The 14,851-nt window shown below is 39.2% G+C and carries 15 protein-coding genes; 1 reads left to right on the top strand and 14 read right to left on the bottom strand.

The features are described from left to right. Window positions 1–23: 23 nt before the first annotated feature. Window positions 24–1,442, bottom strand: a complete 1,419-nt coding sequence (locus ETP70_RS01445; RefSeq protein ID WP_151899499.1) for an aldehyde dehydrogenase family protein — start codon at window positions 1,440–1,442, stop codon at window positions 24–26. A gap of 73 nt (window positions 1,443–1,515) precedes the next feature. Here ETP70_RS01445 and ETP70_RS01440 point away from each other — a divergent pair, with 73 nt between their 5' ends. Further along, on the top strand, window positions 1,516–1,914 hold the full coding sequence (locus ETP70_RS01440) for a thioredoxin family protein (RefSeq protein ID WP_151899498.1): 399 nt from the start codon (window positions 1,516–1,518) through the stop codon (window positions 1,912–1,914). On the opposite strand, the gene ETP70_RS01435 is transcribed toward ETP70_RS01440, so the two are convergent. The 13 genes from ETP70_RS01435 to ETP70_RS01375 form a co-directional block, all read right to left on the bottom strand. Beyond that, window positions 1,911–2,999: an HD domain-containing phosphohydrolase gene (locus ETP70_RS01435; RefSeq protein ID WP_151899497.1), complete on the bottom strand. Its 1,089-nt coding sequence runs from the start codon at window positions 2,997–2,999 to the stop codon at window positions 1,911–1,913. The genes ETP70_RS01440 and ETP70_RS01435 overlap by 4 nt on opposite strands. A gap of 51 nt (window positions 3,000–3,050) precedes the next feature. Next, a complete protein-coding gene (locus tag ETP70_RS01430; protein WP_151899496.1) occupies window positions 3,051–3,380 on the bottom strand; it encodes a YraN family protein in 330 nt (109 codons plus the stop codon). 126 nt (window positions 3,381–3,506) lie between these two features. Further along, window positions 3,507–5,582: a molybdopterin oxidoreductase family protein gene (locus tag ETP70_RS01425; protein WP_151899495.1), complete on the bottom strand. Its 2,076-nt coding sequence runs from the start codon at window positions 5,580–5,582 to the stop codon at window positions 3,507–3,509. A gap of 122 nt (window positions 5,583–5,704) precedes the next feature. Further along, the gene (locus ETP70_RS01420; protein ID WP_151899494.1) at window positions 5,705–6,436 is read right to left on the bottom strand and encodes an SDR family NAD(P)-dependent oxidoreductase; all 732 of its coding nucleotides are present in this window, start codon (window positions 6,434–6,436) and stop codon (window positions 5,705–5,707) included. Between the two features lie 8 nt (window positions 6,437–6,444). Then, window positions 6,445–7,707: a homoserine dehydrogenase gene (locus ETP70_RS01415; protein WP_151899493.1), complete on the bottom strand. Its 1,263-nt coding sequence runs from the start codon at window positions 7,705–7,707 to the stop codon at window positions 6,445–6,447. Beyond that, window positions 7,707–8,939, bottom strand: a complete 1,233-nt coding sequence (locus ETP70_RS01410) for an LL-diaminopimelate aminotransferase (RefSeq protein ID WP_151899492.1) — start codon at window positions 8,937–8,939, stop codon at window positions 7,707–7,709. The genes ETP70_RS01415 and ETP70_RS01410 overlap by 1 nt, the downstream gene beginning before the upstream one ends. A 74-nt stretch (window positions 8,940–9,013) precedes the next feature. Next, entirely contained in the window at window positions 9,014–9,847 is an 834-nt protein-coding gene (locus ETP70_RS01405) for a hypothetical protein (protein ID WP_151899491.1), read from the bottom strand. Then, complete coding sequence (locus ETP70_RS01400; RefSeq protein WP_151899490.1) at window positions 9,841–10,623, bottom strand: hypothetical protein; 783 nt, start codon at window positions 10,621–10,623, stop codon at window positions 9,841–9,843. Before ETP70_RS01400 ends, ETP70_RS01405 begins: the two co-directional genes overlap by 7 nt. Next, window positions 10,613–11,299: a 23S rRNA (guanosine(2251)-2'-O)-methyltransferase RlmB gene (rlmB, locus tag ETP70_RS01395; RefSeq protein ID WP_151899489.1), complete on the bottom strand. Its 687-nt coding sequence runs from the start codon at window positions 11,297–11,299 to the stop codon at window positions 10,613–10,615. The genes ETP70_RS01400 and rlmB overlap by 11 nt, the downstream gene beginning before the upstream one ends. Window positions 11,300–11,347: 48 nt before the next feature. Further along, the gene (gene rsmI, locus ETP70_RS01390) at window positions 11,348–12,157 is read right to left on the bottom strand and encodes a 16S rRNA (cytidine(1402)-2'-O)-methyltransferase (RefSeq protein WP_151899488.1); all 810 of its coding nucleotides are present in this window, start codon (window positions 12,155–12,157) and stop codon (window positions 11,348–11,350) included. 9 nt (window positions 12,158–12,166) lie between these two features. Continuing rightward, window positions 12,167–12,367, bottom strand: coding sequence for a 50S ribosomal protein L31 (gene rpmE / locus ETP70_RS01385; protein ID WP_151899487.1), 201 nt, complete (start codon window positions 12,365–12,367; stop codon window positions 12,167–12,169). 112 nt (window positions 12,368–12,479) lie between these two features. Further along, window positions 12,480–14,156: a sensor domain-containing diguanylate cyclase gene (locus tag ETP70_RS01380; RefSeq protein WP_151899486.1), complete on the bottom strand. Its 1,677-nt coding sequence runs from the start codon at window positions 14,154–14,156 to the stop codon at window positions 12,480–12,482. A gap of 23 nt (window positions 14,157–14,179) precedes the next feature. Continuing rightward, window positions 14,180–14,851: a 16S rRNA (uracil(1498)-N(3))-methyltransferase gene (locus ETP70_RS01375; RefSeq protein WP_151899485.1), complete on the bottom strand. Its 672-nt coding sequence runs from the start codon at window positions 14,849–14,851 to the stop codon at window positions 14,180–14,182.

Here is a 14,851-nt window from a genome sequence, read left to right as displayed (position 1 = left end):
AAAGTCTAAATTTCACTTGTCATTTAACAAATGACAATAGACTTCAACTCCGTCATCTCTTCTATGGCAAAACGCGGACCTTCGCGTCCTACTCCGCTGAGTTTCACCCCGCCGTAGGGCTGTATGTCAAAACGAAGTGTCGGCATATCGTTTATAACTATTCCGCCCGCATCAAGCTCCTCTATTGCACGGTTTGCAATGCTTAAATCGTTCGTAAAAATCGAAAACTGCAAACCGTAAGGCGAGTCATTCATTCTTAGGGCAGCATCATCAAAATCCATCACTTTTACCAGCGAAACTATCGGTGCAAAGACCTCTTCGCAGACAATTGCCATATCATCCCTTACATTTGCCATGACACAGGGATAAAATGTTCTGCCTTCCAAACGCGGAACCAGTAAAGGAATTGCACCCTCTTTTATAGCGGCATCAACCCAACCCATAGCACGCTGGCATGATTCATCGTCTATGAGCGGTCCCATAAATGTCTCCTCATCATAAGGGCTGCCGACTTTGAGTTTTTTTGTAGCCGCTGCCATAAGTTCTGCAAATTCATCATATATATCTTCTTGCACATAAATACGCTGCAGCGATATACACACCTGTCCCGAATTGACAAAAGCACCCATGGCGCATTTCGTTGCAGCATAGGCCAGATCAGCCGATTTTTCTATGAATGTCGCGGCATTGCCTCCGAGTTCAAGTCCTATTTTTTTGATACCGGCATTCTTTGTAATAATATTGCCGACAGGAACACTGCCTGTAAAACTGATAACACGGGGAATATCGCTTGTAATTAGTGCATTACCAACTTCTGCATCACCGTAAACAACACTTAATGCATCAGGTACGGCATAATCACTCTCTATAAAAAGCTTTGCAAACTTGTATGCGGTCAGAGGTGCTTCGGGTGTCGGTTTAAGCACTACGGCATTACCTGCGACAAGTGCCGGTCCGAGTTTATGTGCCACGAGATTTAAAGGAAAATTAAAAGGCGTAATTGCCACAACAACACCGGCAGGTTCGCGTCGAAAAAAGCTAAGCGTTTTTTTTCCGCTGGGCATGGCATCAGTGTTGATCGTTTCACCGTGCATTGTCCGCATTGTCTCTGCTGAAAGCGTTATGGTTTCAATACAACGTTCAACTTCTATACGTGAAAAAGAGATAGGCTTCCCTACTTCATCCGTAATGGTTTTTGCCAAATCTTCTTTGTTTTCTTGAAGTTTTTTGGCAACATCAAGCAGCCATGCGCAACGCTGTGCCAAAGTACTTTTTTTGGCAAATACAGCGGCATCTTTGGCAATCTGCAATGCTTTTTTTGCATCCTCTTCACTGCATACAGGAGCAGTTGAAACCACTTCCCCGCTGTAAGGCGATTTTCTTTGGCTTACTTCTGCTTTTTCTGCTTCTTTAGAACCGAAAAATATTTTTGCTTCTTTCATCATTTTTCCTAAGATATCATTTTATATTAGGAAAATTATATCATTTTAATTGTAATCCTAATACAATTTGATTATGAAAACATTTATAACTATCCTATTTTTAGCATCTTCTCTTTTTGGATTTGAAACAGACAAATGGCTGCATGATTACAATACGGCAGTAAATCAAGCACAAAAAGCGCACAAAAACATTTACCTCTTTGTCGGAGCGGACAGATGCCATTTTTGCAAAAGATTTAAAGAAGTAACACTCTCTCAAAAAAAAGTCATACAGAGGCTTCGTCAAGACTATATTCTTGTATATCTCTCACGTGACCGGCACTTCATTCCAAAAAAATTCCAAAGATTCGGCGTTCCAAGACACTATTTTCTTAATTCACAGGGAAAAATTTTATTTGAAAGTTTCGGAGTGCTTGAGCCCGCAGGCTTTTTTACCCTTTTAGACGAAGCCGATTTAAATACAAATAACTAAGAGCAGGCAACATCACAATATCGGTCTCTTATTTTCTTAAAGTCCGCAATATTATTTAAAAATATATCAACAAGCAGAGGGTCAAAGTGTCTTCCTTTTTCTTCTTGAAACATTGCAACAATATCTTCATCCTTCCAGGCTTTTTTATACACTCTCTCGCTTCCAAGCGCATCAAATACATCTGCTACAGCGGTAATTCTTGCATATATGCTTATCTCTTCTCCTGCCAAACCTCTGGGATATCCAGAGCCGTCATATTTTTCATGATGCTCATACGCAATCGTAGCTGCAATCTGTAAAAGTTCTTTGTCGCTGTGTCTAAGCATATCATACCCCAGAGTAGTATGTGTCTTCATAATTTCAGTCTCCTGGGCTGTATGTCTTGCGGGTTTGTTGAGTATAGCATCGGGTATGCCTACTTTTCCTATGTCATGCATTGGACTTGCTTCTTTTAACATCTGCGCATGAAATTTATCCATACCACTGTACTCCGCCAACAAGCGGGAATACTCTGCAACCCGCCTTACATGATTTCCTGTCTCTTTGGAACGGCTCTCACCGATTGTGCCCATTGTAAATATGATCTCTTTTTGTGTTTCGCGTATATCTTTGTTGAGTGCTACAATATCTTTGATTCTGCGGTGTACCTCTTCTTTGAGATACTCATTCATATTTTCCATATTTTTCTGCAGCTCCTGCAAAGCTTTTTTGTCTGTAATGTTTTCTCTCAATGCATGGTAGCCGACAACTTCTCCGCTCTCATTGGTATATGGTCCGATATGCGCATACACCCAATAAAAACTGCCGTCTTTGGCCCTGTTTTTTATCTCGCCATACCATTCTTTTCCGGCTTTGAGAGTAGCCCACAAATCTGCAAACAGCTCTTTTGGCATATCTTTATGTCTTAAAATATTATGGTTTTTTCCTAAAAGTTCTTCTTTTGAATATTTGCTTATTCTGCAAAATGCCTCACTGGCATATACAATTTTTCCCTGCAAATCAGTTGCAGAAAAAATGACATCTCTGTCAAATGTTTTGAGCAAATAGTCTTTATTCATTGTGTCATTCAAAAAATTATTTTTCATAAAAAAACCTGTAAAAAAAATATCACTTTCTACAGTTTAGCAAAAATTAAATTAAATTGTAATATTTTCCAATATTTCTATGTTTTTCGGGGTGACTATCAGTGCATCAAACATATACTCAGGATCCAGAGTATTTTTTTTCATATAGACCTGTGCGGTTTTTATAAGACGGGAGAGTTTTGCCGGTGTTATGTTTTGAATGGCTAGTTCATAATTTTCACCGCTTTTTACTTCTATGAAATGCAGGATATTATCTTTGAAGGCAATAATGTCCAATTCGCCAAAACGGGAATAAAAATTCTTTTCTAAAATAGTATACCCATGTTCTTGCAGGAATAGAGCAGCCTTTTCTTCTGCTATATTTCCTTTTGCTCTGCTCATGGGTTTATGTCCTTTCTTGGCAATTTTCAAAGCAACTCTCAGCCCAGACTGAAGTCTTGGTTCCTCGATATCTTGACATGCTTATATTTATTCGGAACCCAGGTTTTAACCTGGGCTGGTGTTTGCTTAGCAGTTTATTATTTCAACTTGTATAGACTTAAATGCCGCTGTCATAATCAGCTCATCACTCTTGTCTCCAAATATATTGTTCAGTTTTGAATCTGCATGATGAAATGTTGTATAAAGCGTTTTTGGACGGACTTTGTTGGTAAACTTTACACGAAGAGGATTTGTCTGACCAAACTCTGTTTTTAGAATCACCTTTTCGCTCACAAAGTCTGCCGCATCCTCTTCATGTACCAACAAGAGATCCTCTGTATAGCGTTTCATCAGTTTTTCGGTATATTTTGTTTGTGCAGAGTTGTTGTAATGTGCCATAGCACGGCCTGTTGTAAGATGGTATCCTTTGAGATTTTTGTTTAAAATCTCTTCTACCATCCCTGAGAGTTTGTATCCGTGGTATCTAAAAGCACCAATGCCGTCACGTGTTCTGAAATCTTCGCGATGCAGTACAGGAGTGCCCTCTCCCTCTTCGGTTATCGGCCAGGAAATGCCTTTTTTTTCATTTTCTCTGAGCACTTTGTAAGAAGCGCCTTTAAATCTGTTTGTCGCTGTTTTTCTGACATCTTCCCATATTGCTTCGGACGAGTCAAAACCAAAACCGCCGCCCATCTTTTCATCAAGCAGTTTGATCACTTCCCAGTCATCAGGTAAATCACACTCTACCAAAGGTCTTGAAAGATGTACTTTTCTCATGGCATTGATATAAACACCTGTTTTTTCGTAGGCTGATTTTACACCTACCACTATATCGGCACGTTCGGCAATATCTGTCATAAAAAGCTCTTGCACAAATATCAGTTCCAAATTTTCAAAGGCTTTCGTAATCTTGTTAAGATTCGGATGAATGTGTGTCAGATCCTCACCAATGTTGAGAACACCTTTTATACTGCCGTCAAGCATTCCGTCAACCAGTTGGGGTGTCATTAGCCCTACCTCTTTTGGAGCTGTATAATCAGGCGCATAATACGGAAGCATTCCCATGTCACAGACACCCTGTACATTGGTCTGTCCGCGAAGCGGCATAACACCGGCTCCGTCTTTACCTATATTTCCGGTCATTAGTGCCAAATGCACTATGGCCATAACAGCATAGGAACCGTCCACATGTTCGGTAATCCCGAGACCCCAGAGAATCAAAGACTTTTTGGCCGCATACTCACGGGCAATTTCAGGAAGCATATCCGCAAGATACTCATACCCTTCTACATCTCTGAAAAACTCCGGATTTGCATACGGGTCGGCTAATATGTTTTCCTTGAAATGTTCCCAGTTCTTTGTTCTGTTTTTGATAAAATCTTTACAGTAAAGCTCTTCTTTGATGATAGTGTAGGCTATCATATTTAAAACAAGCAGATTTGATTCATGCGGTGTTACCGCTTTATACTTTGAAAACTTGTGCAGTTTTATCTCACGAACATCAAAACATGCAATAGGCGTGCCCTTTTGTGCCGCTTTTATCATACGGTTTCCGACAATAGGATGAGCTTCTGTAGTATTTGAGCCCATTACGATCATAAATTCTGTTTTGTATATATCATCAAAAGGATTCGAGGCAGCCCCTTCGCCTATAGTAAGACGCATGCCTTTTAGTGATGGGGAATGGCAGACTCTCGCACAGTTGTCCACATGTGGAGAGTTCAGTGTATAACGCGTAAATTTCTGAAAATAGTAGGCACTCTCACAAGAGCTTCTTGCCCCGCCAAGCGAACAGACAGATTTGTCGCCATATTTTGCCTGAATATCTTTGAGCTTCATTGCACCGGCTGTTGTTGCACTCTCCAAATTTGTTTCATACCATTTTTCATCCAGAGAATGAAGCGAATCAGCTATAACAGCTTTGATATGAGGATTCTTTTCCAAAAAGCTTTTTCGGATACGGGGATTTTTAATACGCTCTTTTGCATCAACAAAGTCAAAACCGTATGTTCCTTTGATACAAAGCTTTCCCTCTGATGTAGCACCGTCGGGATGTGCGAATATCTTCTTGATTTTGTTCTCTTTGACATCAACATGTGCGGCAATGTCACAGCCTACGCCACAGTATGCGCACACACTGTCAATTGTTTTTATATTTTCCATTTTCCACCCTCAACTACTACCGTATTTTCAGTAAGATTTTTTAAAAAGCATATCGTGAAGCTCAGAGCAAAGCGAGGATTTGCCTTCTAAGATATGTTTTTTAAAAAATCTGCAATTTACAACTATGAAAGGTAGTTTACAATTCTTTGACTTAAAGCTGATGGAAGTAAATTCATAAAACGAATGATTAAATAAAATCTAAGAGGAAAGGCATAAAACTTTTTTCTTTTTTCTATTGCCTTTTTCATACGTTTGACTCCCTCTGCAGTATCCAGCAAAAACGGCATCTTAAATTCATTTTTGTCAGTCATTTCACTTTTGACAAATCCCGGCAAAAGTATGCTTACATGTAAACCGTCTTTTGCATACTTGTAAAATATACCCTCCGCATAGGCATTTAAAGCACGTTTGGACGAAGCATACACTTTTGCACTCGGCATAGTAAAAAGTGACGAAAGCGATGAAACAAATACAATATGACCGCTTTTTTGTGCCTGCAGTTGCGGTAAAAGCACTTCTAAAATCGCATGATTTGCCAGCACATTGACATTGTAAAGATTTTGAAAATCATGTATCGTTGGAATAGTTTGCGTATGTCCAAGCGATATTCCTGCATTTAACAGAAGCAAATCAACTGCTCCGACTGACCTGACTTTTTTCTGAAGTTGAACAAAATCAGTTACATCCACAACAAGCAAAGTAATACTTTTACATTTTGGAGCGAGTTCTTTTTGCAGGCTTTGCAGTTTTTGCTCTCTGCGTGCCAACAAAATAAGTTCAGTATCTTTGTTCGCATATTGACGTGCAAATTCCGCACCAAGACCGGAGCTTGCCCCTGTAATCAGGATTTTCATCTTAAAAGTTACACTATCCTGATCATAGAAGGTTTTGCATTTATAAAATCAAGTGCTTCAAGTTCGCCTATCATATTTTGTATATCTTTTTCCACGGCTGTATGTGTTGATATCAACAGGTTTGCACTTTCATTGTCACTTGGACGCTGCAGCATGGTTTCTATAGAGATATTGTGTGTTTCAAATATTTTTGTCAGTCTTGCCAAAACACCGGTTCTGTCTGAGACATTGACTCTCAAATAGTATTTGGACTCGATTTTTTCCGTTGGTTTGAGTGTCAGCTGATTGCCTTCCATCGGTCGGTTAAATCCAAGCATCGGCGTCGATTTTCCGCTTCTTGCTATATCTATGATGTTTGCCACAACTGCCGAAGCCGTTGCATCGCCGCCTGCACCCGGACCATAGTAGAGTGTTTCGCCGACTTTGTCGCCGACAACAGATATACCGTTCATCACGCCGTCTATTTTTGCTATCATCTCTTCTTGTTTAATCAAACAGGCATGTACTCGCAGTTCCACTTCATTTTTGTCTTTTTTTGCAATCCCTAAAAGTTTGATGGCATAACCGAACTCTTTGGCAAATGCAATATCGTCCTGCGTCACATTTTCAATGCCCTCTATCAGAATATCCTCGGGTTTTGCATCAATGCCGTAGGCAATGGAAGCCAAAATAAGCAGCTTGTGCGCAGCATCATATCCGCCCACATCAAAAGTCGGGTCAGCTTCGGCATAGCCGAGTTCCTGAGACTCTTTTAAAATGTCATCGTATGCCACACCCTCATTCGTCATCTTTGTCATCATATAGTTACATGTACCGTTCATAATACCCATAATCGACTCTATATGATTGGCTGACAAACCGTCACGAAGTGCCGTTATGATTGGAATACCTCCGGCAACACTCGCTTCAAATTCAAAGGCTTTGTCTTTTGCAATCTCCTGCAATTCATAACGATGGTATGCCAGCAGCGCTTTGTTTGCAGTTACAACAGACTTACCGGCTTTGAGTGCGCGTTTTACCACTTCAAATGCCTCTTCTACTCCGCCCATCAATTCTACGACAATATCTATTTCTTCATCATTTAAAATATCATCTACATTATCTGTTAATACAATGTCCAGACCCCGCTCTTTTTTGAGATTTTTCACGATACCGCTTTTGACGACAATATCAACACCCGCACGGGCAGAAATCACATCCGCATTCTCTTTTAAAATTTGTGCTACACTTGTTCCGACTGTTCCGACACCGATTATTCCGACTTTTATCATTACTTTTTACTCTCTTTTTTACAGCCGTCAAACTGTTTTAAAAATTCTTTTATATTTCTGGCAGCCTGACGAATCCTGTTGTCATTTTCAATGAGTGCTATACGAACATAGCCCTCACCGTATTCTCCAAAACCGATTCCCGGAGCCACGGCAACACCTGCTTCAATCAACAGACGTTTCGAAAACTCCAAAGAACCGAGATGTGCGACACACTCAGGAATTTTTGCCCAGGAAAACATTGTTGCCTCATTCTTTTGTATATGCCAGCCTGCACGCCCGAATGCTTCTATAAGCACCTCCTGGCGGTGATTGTATTTTTGGGTAATCTCGCTCACACAGGTCTGATCGCCGTTCAGTGCAACCGTCGCCGCCACCTGAATAGGTGTAAACATACCGTAATCCAACCATGATTTGATTTTTTGCAAGGCACCTATGAGTTTTTTGTTTCCTACAAAAAAGCCTACACGCCAACCTGCCATATTGTACGATTTTGAAAGCGTAAACGACTCGACTGCCACATCTTTTGCACCCTCTACGCTCATAATAGAAGGTGTTTTATAGCCGTCAAAGGTAATGTCACCGTAGGCAATATCGGAAATCACATAAAATCTTTTCTCTTTTGCCATTGCAACCAAACGTTCATAAAACTCAGGCGTAACCGTTGCCGTTGTCGGATTGTGCGGAAAATTGACCAAAACATATTTTGGTTTCGGGGAGCTCTCTTTGAAAACCTTTTCCAGACTCTCAAAAAAGTGATCTTCATTTACCCGGTAATGCTCATCAAATTCTATACCGAATTTGATAACATTGCCTCCGGCCAGAATAAAAGAGTATTCGTGAATCGGGTAGGTAGGATCAGGTACAACCGCCACATCTCCTATGTTTGTAATGGCATAGGTAAGGTGTGCATACCCCTCTTTGGAACCCATTGTCGCCACACACTCTGTTTCAGGATCAAGCTTGCAGTCATAACGGCGTTCATACCAGTCTGCAATTGCTTTGAGGAGTTTCGGAATCCCTTTTGAAGAAGAGTATCCGTGTGTTTTTGTCTTTTGGGCTGATTCGACAAGTTTGTTTCGTATATGCTCCGGCGTCGGTCCGTCAGGATTTCCCATAGAAAAATCTATCACATCTTTACCGGCACGGCGTTCTGCCATTTTTATATCATTAACTTCCGCAAATACATACTTTGGAAGTCTCTCAACTCTATTAAAATTAAACTCATCAAACATTGTTTACCCTATAACATGAAATATTTAGTGCTATTTTAGCGAAAAATTATTAGAATAAAGTTACGGTCTGTAAATTATCTTTTGCCCTTTGGATATAAAACAAGAGAATCTTTGACATTTTTGAGTGTATGCATATCCGATATTTTGATATATTTCGCATTTTTGGGCATGATAAGTGTCAGTTTTTTATAAATTTTATTTTTTTTAAAAAGTTTTAAAAGATGCAAAGAGGCATCATAATAAGCAATATACGGATACCATCTGTTTCTTCTTGAACTTTTGATCGTCAGACTTCTGATCTTTGAAATATCAAGCCAGTGGGCATACAAAGAGCGTTTTAGTTTCATCTCTTCGCCTGTATGCAGCTGCACGACATTGAGATATCCGTTGCTTATGTCAATGGTGTATGTCCACTCTTTGAGAGAATTTTTTTCTACATCAACAATCCTGCAACCGCTTTTTTGCAGTTCGTTTTGCAGTATCAAAGGGTCGGTTGCATACTCTGATGTGAGATTAATACTCCAGGAAAATTCTGAACTGTCAAAATTTGATGCTGTTGTCACATATCTGAAATAGCCCAGGTTTTGCAGCGTGTCTTCCATAATTTTTACAAAAAAGAGAGGATACCCGCTTGTTTTAAAATTGAGCCGAAAATCCTGTGGTGAACGAAAAAAAAGATTTAACAGACCATTGTCTTTGAGTGTCTGTATGACTTTTACCGCATTGACCCTGTCTTTGACATAAAAAGAGGATTTCGGTTCAAAAATCACATTGATAAAATCTTTGTTTGTCTTATAGGATTTCTCACCTAAAAAGCTTTTAATTTTCACATCCAATGAGTCTTGTGTTATATCAGCACAATTTGCAAAACCAAAAAAGAGTGCCATGAGAACAAAGACTTTTACCATGCACTACCTCTGTTGAGTCTTTTAAATTCCTCAAAAGTCAACTCCTTCACTGCACCCTCTTTATACAGGAGTCTTAATGTTTTTTTCGAATTAAATTCCTTTTTCTCTGTATCCGTGACAACATCTATGTAGCCATGCCCAAAAATCAAAAGCCACTCTTTGTCTGGATCAAGATCAAACTCTCCCGTAAATGTCTTTTGATATTTCTTGTTTGTTGCAACATCAATATAACCCATCCAGACTTTTGATCTTGCAATAATTTTAAAACTTTTCTCTACGGCTTTTTCTTTTTTTATTGCAGTTTCCTGTGTCGTGTTTGCATCTTTGAGTGTCTTGTTTTCATCTTTTTTCTGACTGACATTTGTATCAACAGATAAAATCTGAATATTGCTTTGTTTTGGAGAAGGAGTCTTTATCTCTTCATCTGTATATTCCACTGTATAATACAAAGCAGCAAGCAGAGCAACCATTGTAAGTAAAATATATAAAAGTGTGAAGTTTTTCTTTTTTTTCGGTGCTATAAAAATCCCGTCTTCAGTGGTTGTCTCAACAGGATTTTTTTCATTATAGTAGGCAGTTCCGGCATTTTTCAATTCACTCAAATCAATGTTGTACTCTCTTTGGAGTATCGAAATAAAACCAATAAACTGAATTTTGTTCAAACCGTCAAAACTTGCATGTAAAATTGCCTGTATATGTCCTACCGGTATGTGTGTATCTTCATAAATTTTCTGTGCGCCGATATCTTTTAATTTTTGCAACCCGTCATTGTTCATATCTCATCCTGTCCATTAAAATAGCTCCGGCAACACTTACATTCAGTGAATCAAAATCATGTGCCATTTTTATACTGACTATATTGTCTAATTTTGCGCTTACTCTTGCGGTCAGACCTTCTCCTTCATTGCCCAGGACCAAAAGCCTTTTTTTCGCAATTTTTGCTTCTCTGATATCAATACCGCCCATATCAGCACCATAGCTGACAAAACCGGACATCTTAAAATCATTCAATAAGTTATGTATGTTATTTTCAACAGCCAAAGGCATATCAAAAAGTGCACCGGTACTTGTACGGAGCAATGGTTCAACAGCAAGATGTTTGATCCCGCTGACAATAATCGCATCCACACCCAAGGCATAAGCACTTCGTACAATGGCGCCAATATTGCCGACATCTGTGAGCCCTGCCAAAACAACTACAAACTCTTTGTCTAAAAATGTCTGGTAATTATGGAGTTTGTAATCTTCAACTTCAGCCAAAAATCCCTGGTGATTGGCATTTTTACTCATTTTAACGGCTGCTTCATTTGGAATGCGTTTAATTGCAAAATCCATTTTCATAAGGCGGGAGTACTCTTTTTTCTCAAGTTCTTTTGCAAGATACAGAGTCTTTATTTTTTGCGGATAGTTGTTGATAAGATAATATATTGGTTGTTTGGCATAAATTAACATGAGAGTATTTTATCCAAAAAAGTGTTTATTTAAAATTTTTTCATAAATTTACATTAATCTTTGATAGATCTCTTTTGTATTTTCACCTGTAATTTTACTGATAAGTTTTGCCTGCACTTTTTTAGGCAAGTCCAGTGCCAGTATATCGTTTTCACTAACGGCAGAACTGTTTTGTTCATTGGCTGCCTGAATCACCACAACCCATTCGCCACGAAAATTTCCATCAAGTTTTACAACTATTTCAGCTGCAGTGCCACGCAGGTATCTTTGATATTTCTTACTCAGCTCTTTACACAGAAATATTTCTCTTTCAGGTGCTTCTTTTGCAATTTCTAAAAGCAGTTTTTCCAAACGGTGGGGGGACTCATATAAAACTGTTGTATAGCCACTGTGCAAAGCACGCTGCAAACCTTCACTGCGACTGCTTCCTTTATGGTCCAAAAATCCTAAAAACAGCATTTTTGTTTCACAAAATCCACTGGCAACAAAAGCAGTAAGCACGGCATTGGCACCAGGAAGCACATCATAGGAAATATCATGTTCCAGACAATAGGCAACCAAGGCCTGTCCGGGATCACTCACACCGGGCATGCCGGCATCACTGACATAGACAATATTTTGCTCAAAAAAAGAGGGAGAAAGTTTTTCAACAAAACTTTGTTCATTATGAGAATGCAGAGCAATAAACTTTTGGTTCTCTTTAAATTCTGTATTATAGCGTTCTTTAAGAATATGGATGAGTTTTTTGGTAACGCGGGTGTCTTCGCATAAAAGTGTATCGGCATTTCTCAGAGCATCAATCGCTCTGAGTGAAATATCGCCGATGTTTCCAATCGGAGTTGGAACAAGAGTCAGCAAGTTAAAAAATTATTTTTTATTGTAACGTGCGTTAAATTTCTCGATACGACCAGCCGTATCAACCATACGCTCTTCGCCTGTAAAGAACGGGTGACATTCATTACAAATATCAATTCTCATTTCCGGCTTTTGGCTTTTTGTTACAAAACTATTTCCACATGCACATGTTACAGTACAGTCAACTAACTGAGGGTGAATACCTTTTTTCATCTTTTTACCTTTTGATACTCGTCGAAGTACGAATATCTATATATTTTTTAAATCCGTATGGGGGCAGATTTTCTGAATGGAATTATAACCAAATTTTTTCTTAATACAAAATTTATCCGATGATATACTGATTTCTTCCATTCTCTTTTGCTCTGTAGAGTGCATTGTCTACACGTTTAAAGAGTGCATCCTCATCATCTCCCTCACAGTAAAGCGTTAATCCGAAGGAAAGCGTCACCTTTGGCACCGGCGCAAAAGATTCCTGAAGCATTTTTTTCTGAATCTTCTGTGCTACTTTTTCCAAAGCTTCTACTTTGGCGTTTTTCACAATAATAAATTCTTCGCCGCCCCATCGTGCAACGAAATCATCCTCACGTACATTTTTCAGCAAAATTTGTGCAATTTTTTTCAAGACATGATCTCCGACATCGTGTCCGTAATTGTCATTGACCAGTTTAAAAAAGTCTATATCAATCATCATCATGCCAAACACTTCGCCATACCGTTTTGCACTTTTTATCTTCTTTGTAACTATACGGATATACTCCTGTCGGTTATACAAGGCAGTCAGAGGATCATGAATGGTCAGGGTTTCCAACTCCTGGGATGTCATCTTGACCAGATGGGTTAATGATTTTTTTATAGAGTCAAAAGTATGCTTTGGTGCAAAACTTTTTTTCTCGCACTCTGTATAGTCTGATTCTGACAAGAAGAGCGCTGTTGTCGTGACATTTAACAACTCTGCCATCTCAGAAGATTGAAAGAATTCACCAAAAGTAAAAAAACCGCCTGTCGGTGCAATGGCTTCCAAAACACCCAGTTCATCTTCGAGTTTTTCTCCTAAAAGTGCTTTTCGTGCGACACAGGAATATATAAAGATTGTTTCTGCGCAGTGCCGGCTCAAAGCACCGTAGAGTTCATCAAGATGATCTGTCAAATCTTCAATGTCGGCAAAACCAAACCGCACAACATCGCCTACTTCAAATCTGCCTGCATACTGCAAAAAGCCCTCTTGCGTCACAGCAATAGGATCCCGCGCTACAGTAATGTCTCCTTTTTTCAGCAACAAAGGAAAAGGAGCACATGCTTCAGGAATTTTTTCCAAAATATGCTTGCCCAGGTATCTCTTGTATATGTCCAAAACAGGGATTCCGTCAAGTTCATACAAAACTGTCTCTTGTGCTTTTGTCACTATCATCTCTTTGCCGATAGGGGTCCAGGCAAGAATATAATCACTCTTGGCATGCAGTTCCTCACCGCTTAATGTTGCTATCACACATCCGTTGTCACTGTAATTTTTCTCGTCAAAAACAAATGTTTTTTGAAAAAATTCATCACCGGCTCTTCCTCCTGCAATGACAATATCTGGCATGGTCCTGTGAATATTTTCTATCAATGCTTCAGCGTTACTTTTAAATCCGTCACTGAAAATTATCATCGCTTTTGTATTTTCCCGTACCAGCGCTTTTTGCATCATTGCAACATTAAAATCATCTTCAAAAGAGTAAAGTTTCGAAGCGACTGTACTTTTTTTAAAGAGACTCAAAGAGAGCACAACTTCTTTGTCATACATGACAGCATTCGCTATGCCGCCGGCCGTTGTGGTACCGATGATATTTGCATAGGGGAGTTCTTTTTTGATAAACTGTGCAAGAGAGAGACAGAACTCTTCCTCTGTAATCCCGCTCAATACCTGAACAAGAAGTGCCTTTTCCTCTTTCAGTTTATACTTTTTTACAAATTTTTGAAATGTTTTTTCATCTTTATAAATTATATTATAACTCTTCATTCAAAAATTATATCACGCTTCTCTTAAAGCAATATTTTGCTTGCAACTGCTAAAACTGCACTCTCAGAACGAAGAATCATAGGTGTATCCAGCCGGAACACTTCCTGATTTTTCAAAAACTCTTTTTCTTTGGCTGAAAACCCGCCCTCACAGCCTATCAGTACTGTTGTAAAATCACTCTCACACTCCAGTATTTTGTCTGTAAAATCAAAAACTTTTGTATCCGGATTTTCTTTGATAAATGTTTCAAGCCCTTTACATGTAGCAAATTCCATAAACTCTGTACGCCCGCACTGCTGATTTGAAGCCTGCAAAATCCGTTCAAACCGCTTGAAATCAGGCTTAAAGTTTTTCTGACTGCGCTCGCAGTAGATGAAAGTAATCTTTTTCACCCCTGTTTCGTTCAGACTTGCCAGTACTTTTTCAACAGACCTGTTGTCAATGACACACCAGCCGATATGCAACTCTTTTTCTGCTTTGACTCTCAGGATTTCTGAAGAAATACGCTCAAACACTGCCGTTCTTGGTTCGATTTTCTGCAACCTGTATATATGCAGCCTCTCTATATCTTCTTTATTGCGAAAACCCAGTTCGTCACCGACTTTGTGGCGGCGTACTTTTATAAGATATTTAAAATCTTCGCTCTTTACATGTAAAGAGTCTTTGCCTGCTTCTGCATTGAAAAGATATACCAT

It is taken from the genome of Sulfurimonas hydrogeniphila, from assembly GCF_009068765.1.
GTDB classification, from domain to species: domain Bacteria; phylum Campylobacterota; class Campylobacteria; order Campylobacterales; family Sulfurimonadaceae; genus Sulfurimonas; species Sulfurimonas hydrogeniphila.
This window is presented reverse-complemented; position numbering and strand designations above follow the sequence as displayed.